Here is a 24,352-nt window from a genome sequence, read left to right as displayed (position 1 = left end):
GGCATCATCCAAGCGTGGGGTTCAGTGCATCGCGCAGCCAGTCGCCGACGAGGTTCACCGTCAGCACGAGAAGGGCGAGCGCCGCGCCGGGGAAGATCGTGATCCACCAGGACCCGGAGAACAGGTAGTCGGTCCCGTCGTTGATCAGCGTGCCGAGCGAGGGCTGCGTCGGGGGGACGCCGACGCCCAGGAACGACAGCGTCGCCTCGGTCAGGATCGCGCCCGAAAGGTTGAGCGTCGCGATCACCATGATCGGTCCCATCACGTTGGGCAGGATGTGTCGGAACATGATCGCCATCCCACCGATCCCGATCAGACGCGCGGCCAGGATGTATTCCTGTCCCCGCTCGACCATGGTCGAGGCGCGGACGGCCCGCGCGAACTGGACCCAGTTGCTGAGCCCGATCGACAGGATCAGGACAAGGATCGCGATGCTGTCGAGCGTCGAGGGCGGTGCGATGGCCCGCAGGATCCCGTTGATCAGCAGCGCCACCAGGATCGTCGGCAGCGAGAGCTGGATCTCGGCTATGCGCATGATGACCGCGTCGATCCAGCCGCCCCGATAGCCTGCGAAGAGCCCGGCGGTGACGCCGATCGCCAGCGACAGGATCACGCTGGTCACGCCGATGAAGATCGACATGCGGCTGCCGTAGAGGATCGTGGACAGGACGTCCCGGCCGATCGCATCGGTCCCCAGCAGGAACTCTGCCTCGCCGCCATCTTTCCAGGCGGGCGGCAGCATGGCGTCGAAAATGTCGATCGAGGCCATGTCGTAGGGATCGTGCGGTGCGATCAGGCCCGCGCCGAGCGAAGCCAGGATCATCAGCATCGCAAAGGCGGCTGCGGCCACCGTCACCGGCGACGACAGGAAACTGTGCGCGAGGTCGCTGTCGCGCAGGCGATGCCAGCGGCCCTTGGGGGCGATCACGGCGCCCGGCGCCACGGCGTTGGTGTTGGTGTCAGGCATGCGCCCCTCCCTTGACCGCGTTCGTCCGCAGACGCGGGTCGATGGCGTAATATGCAAGGTCCGTGATTAGGTTGATGACCACGAAGAAGAAGGCGATCATGATCAGGTAGGCGGACATCACCGGGATATCGACCTGCTGGATCGCCTGGAGAAACAGCCGCCCCATGCCGGGCCATTGAAAGACGCTTTCGGTGATGATCGCGAAGGCGATCACGGTCCCGAGTTGCAGGCCGATCACCGTGACGACCGGCATCAGCGTGTTCTTCAGCGCGTGGCGGAAATGCACGCTTCGGTCGCGCAGACCGCGGGCGCGGGCGAACTTGATGTAATCGGTCCGCATGACATCCAGCATCTCGGCCCGGACCAGCCGCATGATCATCGTGCTCTGGAACAGCGCGAGCGTGATGGCCGGCAAAATCAGCGACTTGAGCCCCGAGACGGTGAAGAACCCCGTGGTCCAGGCCCCGCCGAACAGCGCGACGGTCTCGCCCCGTCCGAAGGACGGCAGCCAGCCGAGGATCACCGAGAAGAGGTAGATCAGCATGATCCCGATCAGGAAGGTCGGGATCGAGATGCCGACCAGCGAGACCGCCATCAGCCCCCGCGCGATGCGTCCGTGCCGGTGCAGGCCCGTATAGACCCCGAGCGGCACGCCGATGAGGATCGAGAGCAGGACCGACAGGCCGGCCAGCTCAAACGTGGCCGGAAGCCGTTCCGCGATCAGCGCGCCGACGGGTCGCTTGTGGAAATAGGAGACGCCGAAATCCCCCTGCACGGCGCCGGTGATGTAGCGCCAGAACTGCACCGGCACGGGATCGTTGAGGCCCATCATCTCGCGCAGGCGGTCGATCTCGGACTGCGAGGCGTCCTCGGTGATCATCTGGCGGATCGGGTCGCCCACGAAGCCGAACAGCGCGAAGGCGACGGCGGCGACGAGGAACATGACGAGAAGGGACTGGGCGAGCCGTCCCGAGACATAGCGGATCATGGCGAGGTCCCTCCTGACTGGGTGACGGGCGCCCCGTTGCGAGGCGCCCGGTTCTCGAGGCGGCCGGGATGCGGGGCCGCCGGCAGGGCTCAGTCGTCCATCGTGGCCAGCTTGTACTGGAAGTAATCGTCGGGGCGCTGGACCACGTGGACGCCGTCACGCACTCCCCAGACCACGGCCTGCTGGTGCAGCGGCAGGTAATAGACCTCGTCATGCACGATCTGGTAGGCCTCCGCGATCAGCGCGTCGCGCTTTGCCTTGTCGGTCTCGCTCTCGACGGCGGCGACGATCTCGTCGATGCGGTCATTGGCCCAGTCGCCGTTGTTGATCCGCCCTCGGCCGGATTCCTCGTCCCAGCTTCCCATCAGGTTGAAGAGCACGGAATAGCTGTCGAGCCCGCCGGGCGTCCAGCCCATCATGTAGATGGCGAATTCCTGCACCGGGCGCCCGACGACCTTCCAGTACTGGTTCACGTTCATGGTCCGCAGATCGACATCGATGCCGACACGGGCCAGCATGGAGGTCACGGCCTGGCAGATGCGCTCGTCGTTCACGTAGCGGTTGTTGGTGCAGACCAGCGCGGTCTTGAAGCCATCCGGATACCCGGCCTCGGCCAGAAGGCGCCTGGAGGCCTCGGGGTCGAAGGGATAGCGCTCCATCTCGCCCGCAGGCGCGAACAGCAGGGGAGAAATCAGCGTCGCGGCCGGTTCGGAAAGGCCGTTCATGATCTTTTCCTGGATCCCGTCGATGTCGATCGCCTGGTAGATCGCGAGCCGCACGCGGCGGTCCTTGAACGGGTTGCCCTCGGGCTCGGTCTGGAGCGCGTCGTCCCGGCGCTGGTCCATGCCCAGCATGATGGTGCGAAGCTCGGGCTGGATCAGCACCTCCGTCCCGTCGTTGGAATTGATCCGGTCGATGTCCTGAAGCGGGACCGGGAACATCATGTCGATCTCGCCCGACAGCAGGGCCGCGACGCGGGTGCCGTCCTGGGTGATCGGAAGGTATTCGACCCGGTCGAGGTTGTGATCGACCTCGTCCCAGTAGTCCTTGAAGGGTTCGAACACCGTGCGTTGCTCGGGGACGCGTTCGGTGACCACGAAGGGGCCGGTGCCATTGCTGTGCTGACCGGCGTAGCTTTCGATGTTCTCGACCGAATTCGAGGGCACGGTCGCATCGTGCTCCTCGGACCATTCCTTGTCCATCATGTAGATCGACGTCCAGGATTCGGGCAGGATCGGCGACGGCACCTTGGTGACGAACTCGATCGTGTGATCGTCGATCTTGTTCATCTCCTCGATCATCGAGACCCGGTCGCGGAGGAAGGAATACTGGTTGCCGACGCGGTTGATCGAGAAGATCACGTCGTCGGCGTTGAAGCTGTTGCCGTTGTGGAAGGTCACGCCTTCGCGCAGCTTGAAGCGCCAGGTCGTCGGGTTGACGACCTCCCACCCGGTGGCGAGCACGGGCTCGAGCTCCATTTCCGCGTCCCGCCCCACGAGAGGTTCGTAGACGTTGCCGAGGATCGACAGCGGCAGGGCGCCCGTGGTGCCGTGCGGATCCAGATTGGCGATCGACGCCTGCGAGGACCAGCGCAGCACCTTGTCCTGGGCGCCGGCCTGCGCCGCGCCGGTCAGCACGAAAGCGGCGGCCAGCGCCAGGGCGTGCAGCATGTGGATGGGTCTCATTCATTCCTCCCTTTGGTCTGCGCGCCTTGCCCGGCGCGCAATTGATCCTCGACGAGCGCCGCGAAATACGAGGCGCCGATCGGCAGGATGTCGTCGTTGAAGTCGTAGGACGGGTGGTGAAGCTGCGGGTCGTCCTCGCCCCGTCCCGCGCCGATGTGGATGTAGGCGCCGGGCCGGGCGGCTAGCATGTCGGCAAAATCCTCGCCGCCGGCGGTCGGCGGATTGTCCCGGATGATCGCCGCGTCACCCAGCACGCCCGCGATGACGCGGTCGGCGGCGGCGGCTTCCTCGGGCGTGTTCACGGTGGGCGCACAGCCCATCCGGTACTCGATCCCGATCGACACGCCATAGGCCGCCTCCATCCCGGCGACGATCTCGTGCACGCGCCGCTTCACGGTTTCGCGCACGCCTTGGTCGAAGGTGCGGATCGTCGCGTGCAGCTCGGCCGCCGGCGGCACGACGTTGACCGCCGTGCCCGCGTGGAATTGCGTCACGTTCACCAGCGCGGTCTCGACCGGGTCGATGTTCTTCGTGACGAGGTGCTGGAACGCCGTGTGCAGCTGGACCCCGACCGAGATCGGGTCGTTTCCGGTGTGGGGCCGCGCGGCATGCGCGCCCTTGCCGGTGATGACGAGCTTCAGTCCGTCGACCGCCGCCATGACGGCGCCGGGCCGGATCGCCGCCCGCCCCACGGGCAGATTGGGCGCGTTGTGGAGCGCCCAGACGGTGTCGCAAGGAAAACTGTCGAACAGCCCCTCGGCCACCATGCGCCTGGCGCCCGACCCGAACTCCTCGGCCGGCTGGAAGATGAAATGCACGGTGCCCGAGAAATTCCGCGTCTCCGCCAGGTATCGGGCCGCGCCCAGGAGCATGGTGGTGTGCCCGTCGTGGCCGCAGGCATGCATCACCCCGGGATTGGTCGACCGCCACGGCCGGTCCGACACCTCCTCGATCGGCAGGGCATCCATGTCGGCCCTGAGGCCGATCGCGCCGGGGCCGTTGCCTTCGCGCAGCATGCCGACAACGCCGGTGCCGGCCAGGCCGCGTTGGACCTCGATGCCCCAGCTCTCGAGGCGCTCGGCCACGCGGTCGGAAGTGCGCGTTTCGCGGTAGTTCAGTTCGGGATTTGCATGGAAATCACGGCGCCATTCGGTCATCTCGTGATGGAGTTCAGAAATTCTCGGTATAAGCTCCATCCGTCCGGCCTCGCCCCGCTTTCATGGCATCAAGTCTGGTTCTGGTCAGGGTAGCTGCGGCCCGGGTTCAGAAAAAATACCGAATGGATACCTACTCATAACTTGGGCTCATGACGCCTTGCCTAAGGTCTTGTGGGTTGATCCATAACCTGGCGTTCTGATCGGGTCGCCAGGTTTCATTTGCAGCGGCCCGACGATCCACCCAGGATCGACGGACCGCGACGGAGCTCCAGCAGATGCTAGAAGACGACCTGCCGCCTCTACCCGAAGTGCCGCCGCCGCCCGGCACGCGGAGCGTGATCGACATTCCCTTCGGCCCGCACCCGCGTCAAAGGCTCGACCTGCATGTCCCCGCGAGCGGATCGGAGGGCGTGATCGCCTTTGTTCACGGGGGAAGCTGGGCGCGGCGCGACCGGAAAGTGGTGCGCTGCTGGTATCTCCTGGAATGCGGCTACGCCGTTGCGAGTCTCGGCTACAGGTTGTCCCAGCACGCGCCCTTCCCGGCCCAGGTCCGGGACGTCAACGCGGGATTGGCGAAACTGTCCCGGATCGCCCCCGAGCACGGGCTGCGGATGGACCGGCTGGGGCTGCTCGGACTTTCTGCGGGGGGCCACCTGGCGGCTCTTGCGGCCCTCGCCCGCGACGTGCCGGATTTCGCGCCCGATCCCGGCATCCGGATCCGGGCGGTGGTGGATTACTACGGCCCCTCCGACCTTGCCCGCAGCGGCGCCCGGAGCGAGTCCGCACTGAACGAAGCGGTCAGCCAGCTCCTTGGGGCCGGAGCGGCCGACGCTCAGGCCGTGTCCCGGGCCAGCCCCGTCAACCATTGCCAGGCCGGAAGCCCGCCGTTTCTGTTGATCCACGGGGATGCCGACACGGTGGTTCCGGTGAGGCAGAGCCTCGATCTCCACGCGCGTCTTCATTCGGTCGGGGCGGATCCGGAGCTTATCGTCGTGCCGGGCGGCGGTCATGTGAGGCCGCGCATGCACACGCCGGAGATCGAGGCGCGCATCTGCCGCTTCCTGGATCACCGGCTGAAGACGTGATCGGCTTCGTCCCGTCACCTGCCCGGCGCTCGGTTCAGAAATGCCCGAAGCGCGTCTCGGGTATGCCTGTCGCGCCGAGCCCGTCGATCGCGAACAGATGCCCGCCCAGCGGATGGTCGGACACGGCGCGACCGGTGCCGGAATCCCTGATCGAGGTCACGAAGAGCCGGTCCATCGCGGGCCCGCCGAAGGCGAGGCTCGATGGCAGGTCGGTGGGCGCGGCGATACTGCGGACAAGCGCGCCGGAGGGGTCGAAACAGCCGATCCGCGCCGTGCGGATCAGCGCCCCCCAGAGGTTGCCCTCGCTGTCCACGGTCGCCCCGTCGATGCCCGAGCCGAGCGCGGCGGTGTCAATATGCTCCCGCAGCTTGGAGGCCGCGCCGGTGACCGGGTCGTAGTCGCAGGCAAAGACCTTCCGGGCAGGCGTGTCGGCGAAGTAGAGCACCCGTCCGTCCGGGCTGAAGCAGATGCCGTTGCCGACGGTCAGCCCCTCGTGCAGGACGGCATGATCGCGGTTGTCGCAGAGCCGGTGCAGCGCGCCGATCGCCTCGCCACCCCGCCCCATCCCCGCGCAGAGAAACCGCCCCCGGCGGTCGGTCTTGCCGTCATTCAGGCGCATCCGGGGGTCGGCCTCGTCGAGGCGCAGGAGCAACAGCCGCACCGGTTCGTCCGGGCTGAACAGCACCACCTCGTGTTCGAGCGCGACCAAGAGGCACCCCTCGTCCGCCAGCGCGATGGACCCGACGTGGCCGTCGAAGGAAAAGCAGTCCAACTCGCCCGGCTCCGATCCCGCGAACCGCAGCCGGCGGACCTTGCCCGCGACCCCGTCGATCCACCACAGGCTCTGGGCCTGCGGGTCCCAGACCGGGCTTTCGCCCAGCTGGTCCGGCGTATCGGTCAGCCGCGCGACCTGCGGGACCGCGGCATCACGCGGGAACATGCGGGTATCAGGCATTCTGGTTCTCCGAAGTGCGGCGCCCCCGCCCGGCGACATGGCGCAGCCCCGCGACGACGAACCAGGCGATGATCGCGAGCGAGACCACCATGATCACGCCCGAGATCGGCCGCGTCAGGAAGGTCGAGACCTCGCCGTTCGAGACGATCAGCGCGCGGCGGAAGTTCTCCTCCATCATCGGTCCGAGCACGAAGCCGAGGAGCAGCGGCGCCACCTCGAAGTTCAGCGATTTCATGCCCCAGCCGAGGAAGCCGAAGAACAGCAGGACATACAGGTCCATCACCTGGAAATTGACCGAGTAGATGCCGATGCAGACGAAGGCCACGATCACCGGGAAGAGCAGGTGATAGGGGATCGAGAGGATCTTCACCCAGATGCCGATCAGGGGCAGGTTCAGGACCAGCAGGAAGATGTTGCCGATCACGAAGCTCATCACGAGGCCCCAGAACAGGTCCGGGTTGCCCGCGATCACGTTCGGCCCCGGAAGGATGCCGTGCACCATCATCACGCCCAGCATGATCGCCATCACCGGGTCGCCCGGGATGCCGAGGCTCAGCGTCGGGATGAAGGCGGCCTGCACGGCCGAGTTGTTGGCGGCCTCCGGCGCGGCGATGCCCTCGATCGCGCCCTTGCCGAACTCCTCGGGGTGACGGCTGAGCTTCTTCTCCGTCGCGTAGGAGATGAAGGTCGCGACCACGCCGCCGGTGCCCGGCAGGGCGCCGAAGAAGGCGCCTATGCCCGAGCCGCGCACCATGGGCATCCGCGAACGGCGCCATTGCTCCCGGCTGGGCAGCATGGAACGGAACGAGATGGTCTTCGCCTCGGGCGGAGTGTTGATGATACGGCCCGCGTTGGCGATGATCTCTGGCAGGCCGAAGAGACCGATCGCCACGGCCACCAGCGAGAGCCCGTCGAAGAGCTCGGGCATGCCGAAGGCGAAGCGCGCGACGCCTGAGTTGAGGTCGAGCCCCACGAGCCCGAGCGCAAGGCCCAGCGTCACGGCGGCGAGCGACCGGATCGAGCGGCCCGAGCCGATCAGCGCGGCGGCGATAAGCCCGAGGAACATGAGCGAGAAGTATTCCTGCGGCCCGAATTGCAGCGCGACCCGTGCGAGGGGCACCGAGAAGAGCGACAGCAGCACGACGCCGAACATCGACCCCACGAACGAGGCGATCGCCGTCATGAAGAGCGCGACGCCCGCCTGCCCCTTGCGCGACATCGGGTAGCCGTCGATGCCCGTGACCGCGCTTGTGGCGGTGCCCGGCAGGTTCAGCAGGATCGAGGCGGTCGAGCCGCCGTAGGCCGCGCCATAGTAGATCCCCGCCAGCATGATGAGCGCGTAGTTCGGCTCGAGGTGGTAGGTGATCGGCAGCAGCATGGCGAGCGTCGCCATGGTCCCGATGCCCGGCAGCACGCCGACGAGCGTGCCGAGGGTGACGCCGAGCAGGCAGTAGCCGAGGCCCGCGAGGGATCCGGCGACAGAGAGTCCGAGGGCGAGGTTTCCGAGCAGTTCCATTACCAGAACGCCTTCATCTGAAGTCCGAGGAGAAGGCTGAAGATGAGCCAGCACGCCGCCGCCGTGCCGACGGCGAGGATGGCGGCTGTCAGCCACGATGTGCTGCGGTTCGACAGCGCCGAGAGAAACACCGCGACGGTGACCGAGGGCACCATGCCGACCCGTTCGATCAGCAGCGCAAAGGCCAGGAAGGCGACGGTGACGAGGATCACACCGCGCTTCACTGTCCTGTCCGCGGTCGCGCCCTGCGGCGCATCCGGCTCCGAGAACAGCACGAGGATGCAGCCGAGCAGGCACATGATGACACCGAGGAGCATCGGGAAATAGCCCGGCCCCATCCGCGTCAGCGTGCCGAGGCGATAGTCGAAGGCCTCGGTCAGGATGAAGATGCCGACGCCGATCGTGACCAGCCCGGCTATCACGTCCTCGCGCCTCGATTTCAGGTAGTCGAGCATTTGTCCTCCCCGGCCGCCATGGCCGCTCAGTTGCCTCCCGCGCCGCGCGCGTCAGCGGCGGCGGGTCTGATGGTCTATTCCGGCGTCGGACCCTCCCGCGGTGGTCCCGCGCGGACGATCTGCCCGGTCACGTAGCCCGCCTCCGCACCGGAGAGCCAGACCGCCGGGCCCGTCAGCCCTGTCAACGTGGGACCTTCCCAGTCGAGCGCGTTCACCCGGTGGCCCCGTGCGCCCCATTCCAGCGCCATCGTCCGCGCCAGCATGCCGAGCGCGGCGCGGGTCGTTGCCGCGCCGCCGGTCAGGAACAGGATCGAGAGGCCGGACGCCCCGCCTGCGTCATCGAGCGCGGCGGCGAGGGCATGGGCGTCCGTCAGCGCGGCGCTGGCCGAGAGGGCGGTGAGGCCGCGCGTGTCGATCACGGCGCCTGCAACGGTTCCCGCCAAAGCCTCCGGCGCGGCGACGCGCAGCGCCCTGTGCCCGGCGCGTGCGGCCAGATGCTCGGCCGCCGGCCCCTCTCCGAGGATCGCGATCCGGTCCGAGCGCCGGCCCGGCCCCGGCTGGCCGTCGGGACGCGCCGCGCCTGCGGCGGCGGCGGATCCGCCGTCGACCAGCAGGTGGTGCCCGGCCAGCGGCGCACCCTCCGGCGAGATCAGGAAGGCCACCGCGCGGGCAATGTCCTCCGGCTCGCCAAGGCGCCCCAGCGGAACGCGCGCGGCGGCGGCTGTGGCATCGAGCCGGCCGTTGGCGATCAGCCCCTCGACCAGTTCCGTCCGCACGAAGCCCGGCGCCACGGCGGTCACGCGCTGGCCGCGCCGCGCGGCCTCGCGGTCGAGTGTTTCGGTCAGCGCAAGCACGCCCGCCTTGGTCGCGCTGTAGGCCCCGCGCAGGGCGATCGGCCGGAACGCCGCGCCCGAGGCGAGGTTCACCACCACGCCGCCCTTGGGCAGCAGGTCCAGCGCCGCCCGGCAGATGCCCTCGACGCTGGCGAGGTTCACGGCCACCAGCCGGGCGAAATCCACCGCCGGGATCTCGCCGATCCGGCGGCCCGACGTGTCGGTGATGCCCGCGTTGTTGATCACGATGTCCAGCCCGCCGAGCGCCTCTGCCGCGCGCGCCGGAAGGGCGAGGGCCGCCGCCGGATCCGACAGGTCGACGCCAAGCGCGACGTGACCCGCGCCCAGCTCGGCCGCGCGGTTGCCGGCCTTCTCCGCGTCGATGTCGGCCACGGCGCAGAGCACCCCCGCCGCGGCAAGCTCGCGACAGATCGCCCAGCCGATACCGGCCGCGCCGCCCGTGACGAGAGCGCGACGGAGGCCCGCGGTATGAGAAGTGCCCGCGCTCATGGCGTCAGAGGTTCGCGGTGTTGATGCCGCCGTCCACCAGAAGCACCTGCCCGGTGACGAAGTCGCTTTCCGGGGCGCTGAGATAGACGATGGCGCGGGCGATGTCGTCGACTGTCCCGAGCCGGCCGAGCGGCGTGTGCGCGATGCGCTTTGCATCGAGATCGGCGTTGCGGTGCTTCTGCGTCCCTTCCGTCGGCACCGCGGAGGGTGCGACGGCGTTTACACGGATGTTGCGCGCGCCCAGCTCGGCCGAAGCCGCGCGGGTCATGCCCATGACGCCGGCCTTGATGCCGGAATAGACCAGCGACCGGGGGGCGGAGCGGAATCCGGCGGCAGAGGCCACGTTCACGATCGCGCCGCCGCGGCTGTCGTCCATCACCTCGGCCGCGGCCTGGATGCCCCAGATCACGCCGTTGAAGCCGACCTGCAGCATGCGTTCCACGGTTTCGGGCGCGACGTCCGGGATCGCCTGATAGCGGACCCAGGCGGCATTATTGACCATGACATCGAGCTGCCCGGCCTCCTTCATCACTGTCTCGACGGCGGCATAGACGCCCTCTCGGGTGCCGACGTTCTGCACGACGGGTATGGCCTTGCCGCCGGCCGAGGTGATCTCGGCGACCGCCTCCTCGACGAATTCCGGTTTCAGATCATTGATCGCCACGGTCCAGCCGCGCGCCGCCATCAGCTTGGCGCTGGCCTTGCCGATGCCGTGTCCTGCCCCGGTGATGAGGGCTACCCTGGTGTCATCCTGCACGTTTCATCTCCTCCGCTTCGCTGTCCTCTCCTGCCATGAGCTCGGCTGCAACCGCCTCCAGCAGATCTGCCGCGCCGCCCTGTGCGGCAAGCGTCTTGACCATCCTCAGGTGTCGGTGAAGCGGCACGTCCCAGGTGAAGCCCATGCCGCCATGCACCTGGATCGCGCTCTCGGCAACCCGCGATCCCAGCCGGGCCGCGCCGACAAAGGTCGCGCGGGCGGCCGCCGCGGGCGTGGCGCAATGGGGCGACAGGCTGCGGGCGATGGAGTTGCGGATCGTCTCGACCGCAAGGCAGTCGCGGGCCAGGCTGTGCTGGATCGCCTGGTAGGCCGAGAGCGGTTTGCCGAACTGAACCCGTTCCTGCGCATAGGCGCTGGCGCGATCCAGGCAATCTTCCGCCGCGCCGAGGATCAGCGCCGCCCGCAGGACCTGCGCCTCCGCCTTGAGCTGCGCGACCCGCTCGGCGGGCAGCTCGGGCCCCGCGGCCTTGCTCAGCCGGATATTGTCCTCGGGCCGGTCGACCTCGAGCGTGGCGGCCGCCTCGACCTCGACCCCTTCGCCCTTCGAGACGAGCACGGCGGTGCCGTCGGTCCGGAAGACCAGGACGCGATCGCTCTCGGCCGCAAGCGGCGCCGCGCCGACAAGGCCGGTGGTGCCGTCGAAGGCGCCAGACCACGCGATCGTCGCGCAGGTGGTGCCGGCGGCCAGATCGGCAGCTACGGCATCGTCCACGCCCGCGAAGGCGCGCGCCAGCAGCATGGTTTCGAGAAGCGGCGCGGCGAGGAAGCCGCGGCCCGCGGCCGCCAGCACCGGGACCGCGAAGCCGAGCGGCAGGTCCATGCCGCCCGCCGCCTCCGGCGCGAGGATGCCGGGCAGCCCGGCCTCGGCCAGCAGCGACATCCGCGCAGCCGTGCCGCCCGCGCCCGCGCAGGCGTTCATCACCGCACGGGCGGTGTCGGTGAAATCGTCAGGTGTCAGGTCGTGATCGGTCATGGATCAGGCCCCCCGGTTGAGTCTGAGGATGCGCTTGGCGATGATGCCCAGCTGGATCTCGGTGGTGCCGGCATAGATCGTCTCGGCGCGGGCCTTGAGGTAGATGTCCTCCATCCGCTGCTTCACCGCCTTCAGGTCGTCCGACATGGTGACCGGGAATTGCGACACGATCTCCAGCGCAAGCGCCGCGAAATTCTGGTGTGCCTCGCTCCAGAAGAGCTTGGGCAGCGACCCGCGCGGCCCGATCTCGTTGCCGTCGATCAGCGAGCCGACAAGCGTCTCCACATGGCCCTTGAGCAGATCGATGTCGACCGAGACGGCGGCGATCTGGCGGCGATAGTCGGTCTCGACCAGCCGGCGTGTCGCAGGATCCGCGGCACAGGCGCGGACGAGATGCCTGAGCTGGTTCTCGAACCGCCAGGCCCGGTGCATCCGGTTGGTCGCCCGTTCGATCGACAGCACGCGGGTCGCCGCGGCCCAGCCTTCGTCCGGAGAGCCCAGCAGGTCCGCCTCGGGGACCACCACGTTGTTGAAGAAGACCTCGCAGAAATGCCGCGCGCCGTCGATCGACCGGATCTCGCGGATGTCGACGCCGGGGGTGTCTGTCTTCACCGCGAAGAGCACGAGGCCGCGGTGCCGGTCCTCGACGGATCCGGTGCGGCAGAGCAGCAGGCAGCGGCTCGATTTCGATGCGCCCGAGGTCCAGATCTTCTGTCCGTTGATGACCCAGCCTTCGGACGTCTGCACCGCCCGCGTCCGCAGCCCGGCGAGGTCGGATCCGGCGTTCGGTTCCGAGAAACCCTGGCACCAGATGTCGCGCATCTCGAGGATGGCGGGCAGGTAGGCGTCCTTCTGGGCGTCGGTGCCGACGGCCATGATGATCGGCCCGGCAAGTTCCTTGCCGATGGAGTTCACGCTCTCCGGCATGGGCGTGCGCCCGATCTCGCGGCTGATGTCGAGGTGGTCGCGCAGGCTCCGGCCACCGCCGCCATAGCGTTCGGGCCAGGTGGCGCCGACGAGGCCGGCGCGATGCAGCTTCGCTTCCCACTCGCAGAGTTCGGGCACGGTCGGCGCGCGATCCTGAAGACGATCCTCGCGGAGCGTGCCTGGCAGGTTGGCGTCGAGCCATGCGCGGGCATGCGCCGCGACGTTCGGGGTTTCCGGGCCTGTCTCGGCCAGGGCTGTCTGGGTCATTCGGCGGCCTCCGCCTTGGTGTCCCCGTGCGGAACGATCAGGGCGTCGAGCGCGATGGCGCCCTGCCCCGCGTCCCGCACGAGAAGGGGGTTGATGTCGATCTCGGCCACGTCGGAGGCGTGGCGGACGGCGAATTCGGACAGTGCGACAATCGCTTGCGCGGCGCTCTCCACGTCGGCCTTCGGACGCCCGCGGGCCCCGTCGAGCAGCGGGAAGCTCTTGAGCGCGCGCAGCATCTCGTGGGCTTCCGGCAGCGTCACCGGAGCGACGCGGAGCGCGGTGTCACGGAAGACCTCGGCAAATATGCCGCCGAGCCCAACCATCACGACCGGCCCGAAGATCGGATCCGTCGTCGTGCCGAGGATCAGCTCGGTCCCGCCGAGGATCATCGGGGCGACGAGCACGCCGTCGATCCGCGCCTCGGGCGCATGCTGCCGCGCCGCGGCGAGGATGCGGTCGTAGGCGGCCGCAGCCTCCGCGCCGGTCACGCCCAGTTCCACGCCGCCGATGTCGGACTTGTGCTGGATGTCGGCCGAGAGGATCTTCATCGCCACCGGCATGCCGACCTTCTGCGCGGCATTCGACGCCTCCTTGGCGGAGGTCGCGACGATCTCTTGCGGGAAGCGCACCCCGGCGGCGCCGAGCACGCGCTTCGCGCCCGCCTCATTGGTGACGGCCGCCCGGTCGAGCGGCGCGGCGTCGATCCGGGCCGCAGGCGCGTTGTCGGCTCCGGCGCCGGAAAGCCTGCCGATGGCGGCGACGCCCTCCATCATCGCGTCGATGGTCGGGAAGGTGACGATGCCAATGCCGTTGAGCGCGCGCAGCGCGTCATCGGGACCGGCGACGCAGGCCACGATCACCCGGTCGGGGAACCTTGCACGCAGGCTGGCGAGAGCGTTCATGTAGACGTCGCGCAGGCGCGGCACCTCGAGGCCGAGGGCCATCATCACGCAGACCACCTCGTTCGCGTCGTCCTCGCAGATGGCCGAGACCAGCGCCTCGAAGGTCTCGGGGCTGGCCGACATCTGCGCGGTCGCGTCCACCGGGTTGACCGACGAGGCGAGTGGCAGGACGGCGCGGATCTTCTCCTGCGCCGCAGGGCCGGTGCGGTTCAGCGTGACACCCTGCGCCTCTGCCGCGTCCGCCATCATGATGCCGAAGCCGCCCGAGGCCGCGATCACCGACACCGAAGGCCGGTCGCTGATCCGCCGCGCGCCGAGCGCCGCGACCGCGCTGCCAAACTGGACCAGCATCTCGAGCGAGCGCACCCGCACCGCGCCGTGCGCCGCGAAGACGGCGTCGAAGACCCGGTCCGACCCGGCCAGCCCACCGGTGTGCGACATCGCCGCCGCCTGCCCGGCGTCGGAAGCGCCCATCTTCAGCACGATCACCGGCTTGTCCGCTGCGCGGGCCATATCCAGCGCCCGTGTCAGGCGGCCCGCGTCGCGGCAGGTCTCCATGCAGCAGAGGATCACCTTCGTGGCCGCGTCGCCCGCGCACCATGCGATGGCGTCGGCGATGTCCACGTCGCATTCGTTGCCCGAGGCGAGGAAGCGGCTGATGCCCGCCCCGCTCTGTCCCAGCATCTTCATGGCGAGGCTGCCGACGTTGCCGCTCTGCGAGACGATGGCGACCGGGCCCTCCGCCGGCATCGCGGTCTCGAGCGCGACGGAGAAGGTGCCGATCGCGCGTTCTGGCACCGACACGGTGCCAAGGCAGTTCGGCCCCAGCACGCGCATGCCCGACCGGTCGGCGATCGCCTTCAGCTCCGCCTGCCGCGCGACACCCTCGGGCCCCTGTTCGGCGAAGCCGGCCGAAAGCACGATGGCCGCCGGCACGCCGCGCTCGGCACAGTCGCGCGCCGCTTCGAGGGCCCCTGCCCCCGGCACCGCGATCAGCGCGAGCTCCGGCACCTCGGGCAGCTCGGCCACGCTGGTGTAGCCTTGCAGGCCCTGGATCTCGCCGCCCTTCGGGTTCACCGGCAGGATACGGCCCGCGTAGCCGTGCATCTTCAACAGGTGCACGGGCCGCCCGCCGGTCTTGCGATGATCGACCGAGGCGCCGATCACGGCGATGGAGCCGGGGCGGAAGATGCTGTCCAGCCCGCGCCCGAGTGTCGTCTCGATGCTCATCTCAGCGCCCCGTGAACTTCGGCTCGCGCTTCTCGAGGAACGCCATCCGTGCCTCCTTTGCGTCCTCGGTCTGGGCCAGCGCCATCGTGTAGTTCTGTTCCATCCTGTAGGCGTCTCGCTGCGGCATGTATTCGACCATCGTCATCGCCTGCTTGGCGTACTTGATCGCCAGCGGGCTTTTCGAGGCAATGTCCTGCGCGACCGCCATGGCGGTCGGCACCAGCTCCTCGCGGCTGGTCACCTTCTCGAGGATCGAGCGTTCGAGCAGTTCGGCGGCGGTCAGCCGGACGCCGGTGTAAAACATCCGCCGCATGGTCGAGCGGCCGAAGAGCGTCTTGAGCATTGAGGCGCCGCCGGCGAGACCCACGTTGATCTCGGGCATGCCGAAGGTCGCGTTCTCGGAGGCATAGAAGATGTCGCAGGCCGACATCAGTCCCAGCCCGGCCCCGAGCGCGGGACCGTTCACGGCGGCGATGACGGGCTTGGCGCATTCGCGGATCGCGTTGCCGGTCTCGCGCGTGATCCGGTTGTGTTCAAGGAAATCGCCCGGGATGTCCTCGGCGGGCCGGTCCTTGAGGTCGGCCCCGGCGCAGAAGGTCTTGCCCGCCCCGGTCAGCACGGCACAGCGGATGTCATCACGGGCCGAGATCTCGTCGAAGGCGGCGATGACCTCGCTGCGCATCTGGCGGCTGAGCGCGTTTACAGGCGGGCGGTCCAGCGTGATCAGGGCGACATGCCCGTCCATTTCGAAACGCAGCGATTCGTAAGTCATGGGATAGGCTCCTACAGGCTCCTCCGACCCGCTGACTGACCAGCCGGTCAGCTTTAGGGGTAACATCGCGCCCAGAGCGAGGCAACCGGAAAATCCGGATTGACTGACCGGACGGTCAGGCCTAGCGTCATGACAATCCGCACCGCCATGCAGGTGCGGGCGTGAATGGGAGAGCCCCATCCAAAACGGAGGAGAAACAGTGAATTACCTGACCCGCCGCGCCGTGGTTGCCGCGCTTGCCGCCACCACCGCCCTTGCCAGCCCGAGCTTTGCTGTCGCGCAATCCGACGATCCGATCACCCTTGTCGTGCCCTACGGCGCGGGCGGGCTGATTGACGGAATCGTGCGCCAGGTGGCCGACATGATGTCCCGCGATCTTGGTCAGCCGGTGCTGGTCGAAAACAAGCCGGGCGCCAATGGCATCGTCGGCGCGCAATACGTCGCCTCGGCCGATGCGGACGGGCTGACCTACCTCGTCGGCGCCACCGGCCCGATCTCGCTCAACATCCTGCTGCGGCCGAACCTGCCCTACGGGCTGGACGACTTCACCCCGGTCGCCACCATGCTGAGCGGTCCGCTGACGGTCTCGGTTCCGGCGAACATCGGCGTCGAGAAGATCGAGGACCTCGTCACCCATGCCAACGATACCGGCAGGCCGCTGCGCTATGCCACGCTCGGGCCGGGCAGCGTCACGCACCTCTTCGGGCTGATGCTCGAATCCGAGCTCGGCGTCGAGATGGCGGATGTCGCCTATCGCAACAACCCCTCCGCGCTGGTCGACCTGATGGGCGGGCAGGCCGAGCTGAACTTCTCCAGCCCGATCTCTCTGCTGGAGCACCAGAAGTCGGGCGATCTGAAGATCCTCGCCGTCACCACGCCGGAGCGGATGGAGCAATTCCCCGACATTCCGACCACGACCGAGCTCGGCTATCCGAACCTCGTGTCGTCCTTCTGGTTCGGTCTCTTGGCGCCCGACGGCAGCCCGCAGGAGATGGTCGAAAAGGTCGCTGGCTCGACCGAGAAGGCGATGAGCGATCCCGATCTTCAGGCCCAGATGGAGCAGGTCGGCATGATCCCGGAGCCCGGCGGCCCGGACGCGCTGCAGGCGCAGTTCGACAGCGACATGAAGGTTTGGGGCAAAGTCGTGCAGAACAACGAGATCGTCCTCGAGTGATCCCTTGAAAGACAGGCGGCGCGCCGGGCTCTCGGGCCCGGCGTCCTGCATGGAGCAGTTGCTATGTCCTGGCTTGGACTGAAGGGGCGGCGTGTCCTGGTCACCGGCGCCGCCGGCGGCATCGGGCGTGCCATTGCAGAGGGTTTCGCGGCCCAGGGCGCCATCCTCGCGCTCTTCGACCGGGACGCGGAGGGGCTGGAGCGCACCCGCGCCACCCTGCCCGGCACGACCGAGGCCATCCCGCTCGACCTGTCCGACAGCGATGCGATCGCCCCGGCGGTCGAGGCCGCCGCGTCGCGCATCGGACCTCCGGATATCCTGGTCAACGTGGCCGCCATGTCGCTGCCGCGAAGCCTCGCGACACTCACCGCCGAGCAGTTCACGCTCCAGATGGGCGTGAACACCACCGCCGCGCTGCTGACCGCGCAGGCGTTCCGGCGGCTGCGGGACCCGGCACGCCCGGGCGCGATCACCAACGTCTCCTCCATCGCCGCGGCGCATGCCGTGCCGAACGGCGCGGCCTATTCCAGCAGCAAGGCGGCGCTGTCGATGCTGACGCGGCAGCTGGCGGTCGAATGGGGGCCCGAGGGTATCCGCTGCAACCTGCTGAACCCGGCCTGATCCTGACGCCGCTCAGCGCCGCCTTCTACGCCGATCCCGACGACCGGGCCGCGCGCGAGGCGGTGGTGCCCGCCCGGCGCATCGGTCGGCCGTCGGACATCGCGGATGCCGCGCTCTTCCTGTCGAGCGCGCGCGCGGCCTATGTCAGCGGGGCGGACCTGGTGGTCGACGGTGCCTTCACCCAGACGCTGATGACGCACATCCCGCGCAAGCGCGCGCCGGCCGCGGGCTGATCCCGGTCCGGCAACGGCACGGCGTCAGCGTTTGTCGAGACCCTTCAGGATGATCCCGAAATAGGCATCCACGATCTCCGGCGGGGTCATCGTCTTCTCGGGATTGTACCAGCGGTGCATCCAGTTGATCGACGACAGGATGATGCGCCCGGTCATTGCCGGGTCGACGTCGTTGAATTCGCCGTTCTCGACACCCTCGCGGATCAGGTCGCGCAGCAGGTATTCGAATTCCTTCCGGCGCTTCAGCCGGGCCTCCAGGCGGTGCCGGTCGGGATCGTTCCAGAACGCGGTGCTGGCGGCGATCCAGGCCCAGCGATGTTCCATGAAGAAGGTCGCCGTGGCGATCATGTAGGCATGGACCTTCTCGGCCGCGGTGGCCTCGGCCGGGATCGCGTCGAAGACGTAATCGTAAAGGTTCTGCGACGAGTTAAAGGCGATCTGCGCGTAGAAATTGTCCTTGCTGTCGAAGTGGTGGTAGAGCAGCGCCTTCGACACGCCGGAGGCGTCCGAGACATCGCGCATCGTGGCGGCGTCATAGCCCTTCTCGGCAAAGACGCGGGCGCCCACCTCGAGCAGTTCCCGCACCCGCGGTGAGACGGCGAGCGCAGCATCCCCCTCGTCGGGACCTGCCGATTTGCTCTCGTCCTTCATCGCGTTATGCCCCTGCAGAAATGTCGTTTCCCGTACTGTCGCAGCGACTGACCCGTTGGTCAATGCTGCAAGGCGGCGTTATCGGCAATCCTTGCGAGGCCGCGCCATTTCTTGGCTACGAAGTCGAGATAGATGCGCAGTTTCAGCGGCACCTGCACGGTTTCGAGATAGGTGGCATAAATGCCTTCCTCGAATGTGGTGTTCGACACGCGGTAATCGGGCAGCAGCCGCACCAGCCGCCCCTCCGCGATGTCGGCGGCCACCGTGTAATGATCGAGCAGCGCGATGCCGTGGCCCCGCCGGGCACATTCCAGCAGCACCTGGCCGTTGTTCGAGGCGAAGGCGACCGGCATCGACAGTTCCTCGATGGCGCCGTCGCGGGCGAAGCGCCAGTAGACCGCGTCATGGCCCAGCACGTAGGGCAGGCAGGCATGGGACATGAGATCCTGCGGCGCCGCGACCGGCGCGCGTCCGGACAGGTAGGCGGGCGCGGCGATCAGCACCCGGTCGGAATGGAACAGCCTCCGCCGCATCAGGCCCAGCTCCTGCGGCGGGGCGATCCGGAAGTCGAGGTCGAAGCCATCCTCGCGCAGGCGCACGGGCCGTTCGGAGAGGTGCAGCTCCACCGTCACCTCGGGGTAGAGCGCGGCGAAGTCGGTCTGAAGGGGCGCTAACACCGCGATGCCGAACATGGTGCGCGAATGCACCCGCAGGACCCCACGCGGCGTTTCCTGGAGCGAGGCGGCATCGGCCTCGGCGGCGCGGACCCCGGCAAGGATCGCCTCGGCGCGGAGCGCGAAGGCCTGGCCGGCCTCGGACAGGGCGAGGTTCCGCGTGGAGCGGTGCACGAGCGTCACGCCCAGATGCGCTTCGAGCTCGGAGATCTGGCGCGAGACACTGGCCGGAGACAGCCCGAACCGGCGCCCGGCGGCCGAGAAACTGCCGCGCTCCGCCGCCTCTACCAGCAATTCCATCGCCCTGAGCTTGTCCATCCCGGCTTTCCGAATTCTGCAAAGGTGTTGCTTGGATTTACGATATTCATGCGAAAAGCGAAAGGTATTACCTTGGGTGCAAGCTCAATTCTCAGGGAGGAAATCATGGAATTCGGTGTCTTCACCCTCGCCCAACAACGCGGCTACCATCAATCGTCGCATGACGTGATCGCGAACTCGGTCGAACAGACCGTGCTTGCCGAACAGGCCGGCTTCGACGCCGCCTGGTACGCCGAGCACCACTTCAACAACTACTCGCTCTCGCCCTCGCCGCTGATGACCGTGGCCCATTGCGCGGGCAAGACATCACGGATCCGCCTGGGCTCTGCCGTCTGCATCCTGCCGCTCTACCATCCCGCGCGCTTCCTGGCCGAAGTGGGCTTCGTCGACAGCGTGTCGAACGGCCGGCTGGAGCTCGGCATCGGCTCGGGCTACCAGCAGTTCGAATTCGAACGCTTCGGCACCTCGCTCGCCGACGCCGGCCCGATGTTCCAGGAATACCTCGACGTCATCCCGATGGCGCTGAAGGAGCAGATCTTCGAATACCACGGCAAATACCTCGACATCCCGCCCAGCTCGATCTCGGTCCGCTGCGTGCAGGATCCGATGCCGCCGATCTGGGTCACCACCGGCAACCCGAAGGTCCGCGAACGCGCGATGCAGGAGGGGCACAACCTCTTTGTCACCGTGCTGCACGGCGACCTCGACGCGATCCGCGGCCTGCGCACCAAGCTGGAAGAGAGCGCGGATGCGGCGGGCACGAACCTCGACGACACGAAGCTGGGCTTCCTGCGCTGCGGCTATGCCTCGGACAACAAGGCCGAGATCGAATCCTACCTCGACAACGCCCGCTTCGCGCGGCGCCTGTCGGAAAGCCTGAAGGACCGCCGCCAGCACACCGAGGACGGCTACCTGATGCAGGAAGTGCCGCTGAACAAGGAGATGTCGCTGGACGAGATGGCGGCCAACCTGCCCGTCGGCTCGGTCAACCAGGTCATCGAGCGGCTGCTGGCCGAGATCGAGATCCTGAAGCCCAAGCACATCGCGCTGCAGACCCAGCTTGGCGATTTCGACCAGAAGACCATGCTGAAACAGATCGAGCTTTGGGGCGACACCATCATCCCCGCGGTCAACAAGGCGCTCGGCCAAGACGCTCCGGTCGCCAAGGCCGTGAACGCGTGACACCATGCGTATCGTGCTGATGCAGGACACCCTGCCCCGCCTCGAGGGCACCGACGACCTGCGCCGGTTCTCCATCGCGATGGACGAGCGGCTGCGCGGATCGGCACGCGAGGCCCTGGCGCCCGTGGGCCTGCCGGTCACGTCGGAGGCGACCCATGCCTGGGTCCGCCCCGACGCGGTCCGGGCGCTCTCGCCGCTGGCGGGCGATCCGGAATGGGAAGCGGGCTTTGCCAATATGCGCGCCTTCGCCGAGGAGCACGGCTGGACCGGCGAGAACGGCACCATCCGCGCGCATATCGAGGTGATCCCCGCGCCCGAGCCTGTTTCGGCCGATGCCTTCCGCAACGCCATGCGGCGCTTTGCCAGCGGTGTCTGCGTGGTGGCCTGCGGCGCGGGCGAGGATCGGCGCGGTATGACCGTCTCGGCCTTCTCCTCGGTCTCGGCCGAACCGCCGATGGTGCTGGTCTGCCTCAACCGCGGCGCCTCGGCGCACGCGCCGCTGGTCACGGCCGGCAGCTTCAGCATCAACATCCTCGGCGGCGAACAGGAACACATCGCGATGCTCTTCGCAGGCCAGGGCGCGCTGAAGGGCGCGGACCGGTTCGGGCCGGACTGGCAGGACAGCCACGGAGCGCCGGTGCTGTCCACCGCGCACCAGTCGCTGGTCTGCACCCAGGTCTCGGCGCATCGCGCTGGCACCCACACGGTGCTGATCGGCCAGGTCGTCGCCACCTCGGACGCGCAGGAGACCGGCGCGCTGGTGAACTACAACGGGGCGATCAAGCCGTCCGCCCCGGCGCACCCTTCGGTGCAGTGAACGCCTGCGGGACTCCTCCCAATATCTCGCAGGCCGTTCGGCGACCCGCACAGGGCGCCGAAAGTGAAAGCCCCGGGTCCCTCCCGACCCGGGGCTGAGCTTTTTGCCGAAGTGGAGACCGGTCAGGCCTCCGTCGTCTCCCGCGCCGCCTCGAAACTCAGGTCCGCGAAGCCCGTGGTCTTCGCCGCCTCGCAATGCTCGCGGTAGCGGTTGAAGCCGCCGACGAACATGGTCAGGCCGGTCGGCTTGCCCTTCACGTTCGACCCGACCCACCAGGTGTTGGCCTTGCGGATCAGCGACTTCGACGCGTAGGCCTCGACGGTCGCCATCCAGCGGTCCTCGGCCTCCTGCGTCACCTCACACGAGGTCAGGCCCTTCTCCTTCATGTGCGTGACCAGGGCGGCGGCCCAGTCGACGTCGTTCTCGGCGATGGTGATCAGGTTGGCGAGCGCCGCGGGCCCGTTCGGGCCGCTGATCGAGATCATGTTAGGGAAGCCTTCGACCAGCATCCCGAGATACGAGCGCGGGCCGTCCTTCCACTTGTCCTTCAGACGCCGCCCGTCCCGGCCCCGCACGTCGAAGGCCAGCAGAGCGCCGGTCAGCGCGTCATACCCGGTGGCGAAGATCAGGACGTCGAGCTCGGTCTCCCCGGCTTCGGTCCGGACGCCTGTTTCCGTGATCTCTACGATCCCGTGTTCCAGGCAGTCCACAAGGTGCACGTTGGGCAGGTTGTAGGTCTCGTAATACTCGGTATCGAGGCAGGGGCGCCGCGCGAAGATCGGGTAGCCACGGGGCTTGAGCGCCTCGGCGGTCTTCGGGTCCTCGACGATCTCGCCGATCTTGCCGCGGACGAAATCGGCCACCTGGTCATTCGCCTCCTCGTTCGACAGAAGGTCCGAGAAGCAGGCGAGGAAGGTATGCCCGCCGTCCTGCCAGGCATGTTCCATCACGTCCTGCCGCTGCGACGGCGGCAGCGAGAAATACGGCCGGGTCGAGATCGGGCGCGTGCCGCCCGTGGGGTTCATCCGCATCGCCTCGCGCATGGCGGGGTAATGCTTCTTCATCTCGGCGATGTAATCGTCGCTGAGGTCATGGTTGCGCATCGGCAGAGTCCAGCTGGGCGTCCGCTGGAAGACGAAGAGCTCGCCCGCCTTGCGCCCGACCTCCTGCACGATCTGGATACCGGACGAGCCCGTGCCGATGATCCCGACCCGCTTGCCGGCGAAGCTGACCTCTTCATGCGGCCATTTCTGCGCCCGGTAGAGTTCTCCCTTGAAGCGGTCGATGCCGGGGATGTCCGGGTCCTTCGGCACGGATAGCGGTCCGGTCGCCATGATGCAGAACGGCGCCTCCAGCACTTCGCCCTGGTCTGTCGTCGCCCGCCAGAGCTGTGCGCCGTCGTCCCAGATCGCGCTGGTGACGCGGGTCTCGAAGCGGAAATTCTTCCGCAGGTCGAGCCGGTCGGCCACGAAATTGGCATAGGCGAGGATCTCGGGCTGAGCCGCGAACTGCTCGGACCAGGACCATTCCTGCTGGACCTCTTCCGAGAAGCCGTAGGAATAATCGACCGACATCAGGTCGCAGCGCGCCCCGGGGTAGCGGTTCCAGTACCAGACGCCGCCCACGTTGTCGCCCGCCTCGATCCCGAGGACGTTGTAGCCCATCTCGCGGAACTTGTAGACGGCGTACATGCCGCCGAACCCCGCGCCCACGACGATCATGTCGAGCCGGGTCGGGCTGGTTTTCTGCGTATCGCTCATTTTGGCACCTCGCTGGTGATGGGTTGGGGGGCGCGGATCATGCCGCGCTCTCGGCCGCTGCGGCGGCCATATCGAAGGCGTCCCCGGCGTTGCCGAAAGAGGTCCAGCCGCCGTCGACGTAGAGGATCGCGCCGTTCACGTAGCTGGCGGCCGGGGAGGCCAGGAACTGCACGGCCGCCGCGATGTCGTCCGGGCGGCCAAGCTCGCCCATCGGGATCCGGCGGCGGATCGCGTCGATGTCGATCAGGCCCCGGGCCTCGAGGTCGGCAACGCCCAAGGTCCGGATGTAGCCCGGCGCCACGGTGGCGGTGCGGATGCCCCTGGGCCCCAGTTCGGCCGCCATGCAGCGGGTCAGCATGTCGACGGCGGCCTTGGATGCGCCGTAGGCATGGCGCGGGGCGAAGGGCAGGAAGGTGTTGATGGAGCCGAGGTTGACGACCGCGCCCCCCCCTCCGGCATCAGCTTCAGCGCCTCGCGGGTGCAGGAGAACGCGCCCGCAAGGTTGATCTCCAGAACGCGTTCGAGGTCCGCAGCGGTCTGCTCGGCCACAGGCTTGAACGTGTCGGCGATGGCCGCGTTGTTGACCAGCACGTCGATCCCGCCGGCTTCTGCCGCGATCCGGGCGAAGGCCGCCGCGATCGAGGCATCCTCGGCCAGGTCCATCTCGATGGCGATGTGGTCGCCGCCAAGCGCCGCCGCCGTCTCGTTCAGCGCGGTCGCGTCGCGGTCCGCCAGGATCACCCGCTCGCCCTCGGCCGCGAAGCGGGCGGCGATCGCCGCGCCGATGCCCTTGGCGGCCCCGGTGACGAGCACGTTGCGCCGGGTCTTCGCGGCCTCGGGGCGCGTCAGCTCCGCCTCGGGCACGCCGTCGACCGGAGGATGCGCGTCGCCCGGCTGGTTGAAGGACATCCAGCCGCCGTCG

The 24,352-nt window shown here is 68.2% G+C and carries 20 protein-coding genes and 2 pseudogenes; 5 read left to right on the top strand and 17 right to left on the bottom strand.

Annotated features, from left to right (window positions below; genetic code table 11):
- Positions 1-4: 4 nt before the first annotated feature.
- The 4 genes from Q344_RS0120375 to Q344_RS0120360 form a co-directional block, all read right to left on the bottom strand.
- On the bottom strand, positions 5-967 hold the full coding sequence (locus tag Q344_RS0120375) for an ABC transporter permease (protein WP_051630931.1): 963 nt from the start codon (positions 965-967) through the stop codon (positions 5-7).
- Positions 960-1,955, bottom strand: a complete 996-nt coding sequence (locus Q344_RS0120370) for an ABC transporter permease (RefSeq protein WP_028288404.1) — start codon at positions 1,953-1,955, stop codon at positions 960-962. The genes Q344_RS0120375 and Q344_RS0120370 overlap by 8 nt, the downstream gene beginning before the upstream one ends.
- 89 nt (positions 1,956-2,044) lie before the next feature.
- Positions 2,045-3,640, bottom strand: coding sequence for an ABC transporter substrate-binding protein (locus Q344_RS0120365; RefSeq protein WP_028288403.1), 1,596 nt, complete (start codon positions 3,638-3,640; stop codon positions 2,045-2,047).
- A complete protein-coding gene (locus Q344_RS0120360) occupies positions 3,637-4,797 on the bottom strand; it encodes a M20 aminoacylase family protein (protein WP_229669240.1) in 1,161 nt (386 codons plus the stop codon). Before Q344_RS0120360 ends, Q344_RS0120365 begins: the two co-directional genes overlap by 4 nt.
- Positions 4,798-5,072: 275 nt before the next feature.
- Here Q344_RS0120360 and Q344_RS24620 point away from each other — a divergent pair, with 275 nt between their 5' ends.
- A complete protein-coding gene (locus tag Q344_RS24620; RefSeq protein WP_051630929.1) occupies positions 5,073-5,882 on the top strand; it encodes an alpha/beta hydrolase in 810 nt (269 codons plus the stop codon).
- A 34-nt stretch (positions 5,883-5,916) separates the two neighbouring features.
- On the opposite strand, the gene Q344_RS0120350 is transcribed toward Q344_RS24620, so the two are convergent.
- The 9 genes from Q344_RS0120350 to Q344_RS0120310 all read right to left on the bottom strand — a co-directional run bounded on the left by Q344_RS0120350 (position 5,917) and on the right by Q344_RS0120310 (position 16,000).
- On the bottom strand, positions 5,917-6,837 hold the full coding sequence (locus Q344_RS0120350; protein WP_051630927.1) for an SMP-30/gluconolactonase/LRE family protein: 921 nt from the start codon (positions 6,835-6,837) through the stop codon (positions 5,917-5,919).
- The gene (locus tag Q344_RS24615) at positions 6,830-8,353 is read right to left on the bottom strand and encodes a tripartite tricarboxylate transporter permease (protein ID WP_036540161.1); all 1,524 of its coding nucleotides are present in this window, start codon (positions 8,351-8,353) and stop codon (positions 6,830-6,832) included. The genes Q344_RS0120350 and Q344_RS24615 overlap by 8 nt, the downstream gene beginning before the upstream one ends.
- Positions 8,353-8,808 carry a tripartite tricarboxylate transporter TctB family protein gene (locus Q344_RS0120340; RefSeq protein ID WP_028288400.1) on the bottom strand — a complete coding sequence of 152 codons (456 nt, stop codon included), beginning with the start codon at positions 8,806-8,808 and terminating at the stop codon, positions 8,353-8,355. Before Q344_RS0120340 ends, Q344_RS24615 begins: the two co-directional genes overlap by 1 nt.
- 74 nt (positions 8,809-8,882) lie before the next feature.
- Positions 8,883-10,151 (bottom strand): SDR family oxidoreductase, encoded by a 1,269-nt coding sequence (locus tag Q344_RS25285; protein ID WP_051630926.1) that lies wholly within the window; start codon positions 10,149-10,151, stop codon positions 8,883-8,885.
- 4 nt (positions 10,152-10,155) lie between these two features.
- The gene (locus tag Q344_RS0120330) at positions 10,156-10,908 is read right to left on the bottom strand and encodes an SDR family NAD(P)-dependent oxidoreductase (protein WP_028288399.1); all 753 of its coding nucleotides are present in this window, start codon (positions 10,906-10,908) and stop codon (positions 10,156-10,158) included.
- On the bottom strand, positions 10,898-11,902 hold the full coding sequence (locus Q344_RS24605) for an acyl-CoA dehydrogenase family protein (protein ID WP_036540159.1): 1,005 nt from the start codon (positions 11,900-11,902) through the stop codon (positions 10,898-10,900). Before Q344_RS24605 ends, Q344_RS0120330 begins: the two co-directional genes overlap by 11 nt.
- Positions 11,903-11,905: 3 nt before the next feature.
- Entirely contained in the window at positions 11,906-13,096 is a 1,191-nt protein-coding gene (locus tag Q344_RS0120320; protein WP_028288398.1) for an acyl-CoA dehydrogenase family protein, read from the bottom strand.
- Complete coding sequence (locus tag Q344_RS0120315) at positions 13,093-15,228, bottom strand: acetate--CoA ligase family protein (protein WP_028288397.1); 2,136 nt, start codon at positions 15,226-15,228, stop codon at positions 13,093-13,095. Before Q344_RS0120315 ends, Q344_RS0120320 begins: the two co-directional genes overlap by 4 nt.
- A gap of 1 nt (position 15,229) precedes the next feature.
- Complete coding sequence (locus Q344_RS0120310) at positions 15,230-16,000, bottom strand: enoyl-CoA hydratase/isomerase family protein (RefSeq protein WP_028288396.1); 771 nt, start codon at positions 15,998-16,000, stop codon at positions 15,230-15,232.
- Positions 16,001-16,199: 199 nt separating this feature from the next.
- Here Q344_RS0120310 and Q344_RS0120305 point away from each other — a divergent pair, with 199 nt between their 5' ends.
- Together Q344_RS0120305 and Q344_RS24600 are read left to right on the top strand one after the other, a co-directional pair.
- Entirely contained in the window at positions 16,200-17,174 is a 975-nt protein-coding gene (locus Q344_RS0120305) for a tripartite tricarboxylate transporter substrate binding protein (protein ID WP_036540156.1), read from the top strand.
- 63 nt (positions 17,175-17,237) lie between these two features.
- Positions 17,238-18,028, top strand: a pseudogene (locus tag Q344_RS24600) (SDR family NAD(P)-dependent oxidoreductase).
- A gap of 24 nt (positions 18,029-18,052) precedes the next feature.
- Here the strand turns inward: Q344_RS24600 and Q344_RS24595 are convergent.
- Both Q344_RS24595 and Q344_RS0120290 read right to left on the bottom strand, forming a co-directional pair.
- Positions 18,053-18,679 (bottom strand): TetR/AcrR family transcriptional regulator, encoded by a 627-nt coding sequence (locus tag Q344_RS24595; protein WP_051630918.1) that lies wholly within the window; start codon positions 18,677-18,679, stop codon positions 18,053-18,055.
- 59 nt (positions 18,680-18,738) lie between these two features.
- Entirely contained in the window at positions 18,739-19,671 is a 933-nt protein-coding gene (locus Q344_RS0120290) for a LysR family transcriptional regulator (protein ID WP_028288394.1), read from the bottom strand.
- Between the two features lie 105 nt (positions 19,672-19,776).
- Between Q344_RS0120290 and Q344_RS0120285 the strand changes: the two genes are divergently transcribed.
- Together Q344_RS0120285 and Q344_RS24590 are read left to right on the top strand one after the other, a co-directional pair.
- On the top strand, positions 19,777-20,853 hold the full coding sequence (locus tag Q344_RS0120285) for an LLM class flavin-dependent oxidoreductase (protein WP_028288393.1): 1,077 nt from the start codon (positions 19,777-19,779) through the stop codon (positions 20,851-20,853).
- Between the two features lie 4 nt (positions 20,854-20,857).
- Positions 20,858-21,670 (top strand): flavin reductase family protein, encoded by an 813-nt coding sequence (locus Q344_RS24590; protein WP_036540154.1) that lies wholly within the window; start codon positions 20,858-20,860, stop codon positions 21,668-21,670.
- A 122-nt stretch (positions 21,671-21,792) separates the two neighbouring features.
- On the opposite strand, the gene Q344_RS0120275 is transcribed toward Q344_RS24590, so the two are convergent.
- Complete coding sequence (locus Q344_RS0120275) at positions 21,793-23,430, bottom strand: flavin-containing monooxygenase (protein WP_028288392.1); 1,638 nt, start codon at positions 23,428-23,430, stop codon at positions 21,793-21,795.
- Positions 23,431-23,467: 37 nt separating this feature from the next.
- A pseudogene (locus tag Q344_RS26765) lies at positions 23,468-24,339 on the bottom strand (SDR family oxidoreductase).
- Positions 24,340-24,352 lie beyond the last annotated feature (13 nt).

The sequence above is a fragment of the Pseudooceanicola nanhaiensis DSM 18065 genome, assembly GCF_000688295.1.
Taxonomy (GTDB): Bacteria; Pseudomonadota; Alphaproteobacteria; order Rhodobacterales; family Rhodobacteraceae; genus Pseudooceanicola; species Pseudooceanicola nanhaiensis.
The sequence above is the reverse complement of the archived record's forward strand: the minus strand, read 5'-3'. Positions and strand labels throughout refer to the sequence as shown.

Excerpts from the sequence above, each read along its gene's own strand:
- Q344_RS0120375 (WP_051630931.1), bottom strand. The coding sequence starts at position 967 with ATGCCTGACACCAACACCAACGCCGTGGCGCCGGGCGCCGTGATCGCC.
- Q344_RS0120370 (WP_028288404.1), bottom strand. The coding sequence starts at position 1,955 with ATGATCCGCTATGTCTCGGGACGGCTCGCCCAGTCCCTTCTCGTCATG.
- Q344_RS0120365 (WP_028288403.1), bottom strand. The coding sequence starts at position 3,640 with ATGAGACCCATCCACATGCTGCACGCCCTGGCGCTGGCCGCCGCTTTC.
- Q344_RS0120360 (WP_229669240.1), bottom strand. The coding sequence starts at position 4,797 with ATGACCGAATGGCGCCGTGATTTCCATGCAAATCCCGAACTGAACTAC.
- Q344_RS24620 (WP_051630929.1), top strand. The coding sequence starts at position 5,073 with ATGCTAGAAGACGACCTGCCGCCTCTACCCGAAGTGCCGCCGCCGCCC.
- Q344_RS0120350 (WP_051630927.1), bottom strand. The coding sequence starts at position 6,837 with ATGCCTGATACCCGCATGTTCCCGCGTGATGCCGCGGTCCCGCAGGTC.
- Q344_RS24615 (WP_036540161.1), bottom strand. The coding sequence starts at position 8,353 with ATGGAACTGCTCGGAAACCTCGCCCTCGGACTCTCTGTCGCCGGATCC.
- Q344_RS0120340 (WP_028288400.1), bottom strand. The coding sequence starts at position 8,808 with ATGCTCGACTACCTGAAATCGAGGCGCGAGGACGTGATAGCCGGGCTG.
- Q344_RS25285 (WP_051630926.1), bottom strand. The coding sequence starts at position 10,151 with ATGAGCGCGGGCACTTCTCATACCGCGGGCCTCCGTCGCGCTCTCGTC.
- Q344_RS24605 (WP_036540159.1), bottom strand. The coding sequence starts at position 11,902 with ATGACCGATCACGACCTGACACCTGACGATTTCACCGACACCGCCCGT.
- Q344_RS0120320 (WP_028288398.1), bottom strand. The coding sequence starts at position 13,096 with ATGACCCAGACAGCCCTGGCCGAGACAGGCCCGGAAACCCCGAACGTC.
- Q344_RS0120315 (WP_028288397.1), bottom strand. The coding sequence starts at position 15,228 with ATGAGCATCGAGACGACACTCGGGCGCGGGCTGGACAGCATCTTCCGC.
- Q344_RS0120310 (WP_028288396.1), bottom strand. The coding sequence starts at position 16,000 with ATGACTTACGAATCGCTGCGTTTCGAAATGGACGGGCATGTCGCCCTG.
- Q344_RS24595 (WP_051630918.1), bottom strand. The coding sequence starts at position 18,679 with ATGAAGGACGAGAGCAAATCGGCAGGTCCCGACGAGGGGGATGCTGCG.
- Q344_RS0120290 (WP_028288394.1), bottom strand. The coding sequence starts at position 19,671 with ATGGACAAGCTCAGGGCGATGGAATTGCTGGTAGAGGCGGCGGAGCGC.
- Q344_RS0120285 (WP_028288393.1), top strand. The coding sequence starts at position 19,777 with ATGGAATTCGGTGTCTTCACCCTCGCCCAACAACGCGGCTACCATCAA.
- Q344_RS24590 (WP_036540154.1), top strand. The coding sequence starts at position 20,858 with ATGCGTATCGTGCTGATGCAGGACACCCTGCCCCGCCTCGAGGGCACC.
- Q344_RS0120275 (WP_028288392.1), bottom strand. The coding sequence starts at position 23,430 with ATGAGCGATACGCAGAAAACCAGCCCGACCCGGCTCGACATGATCGTC.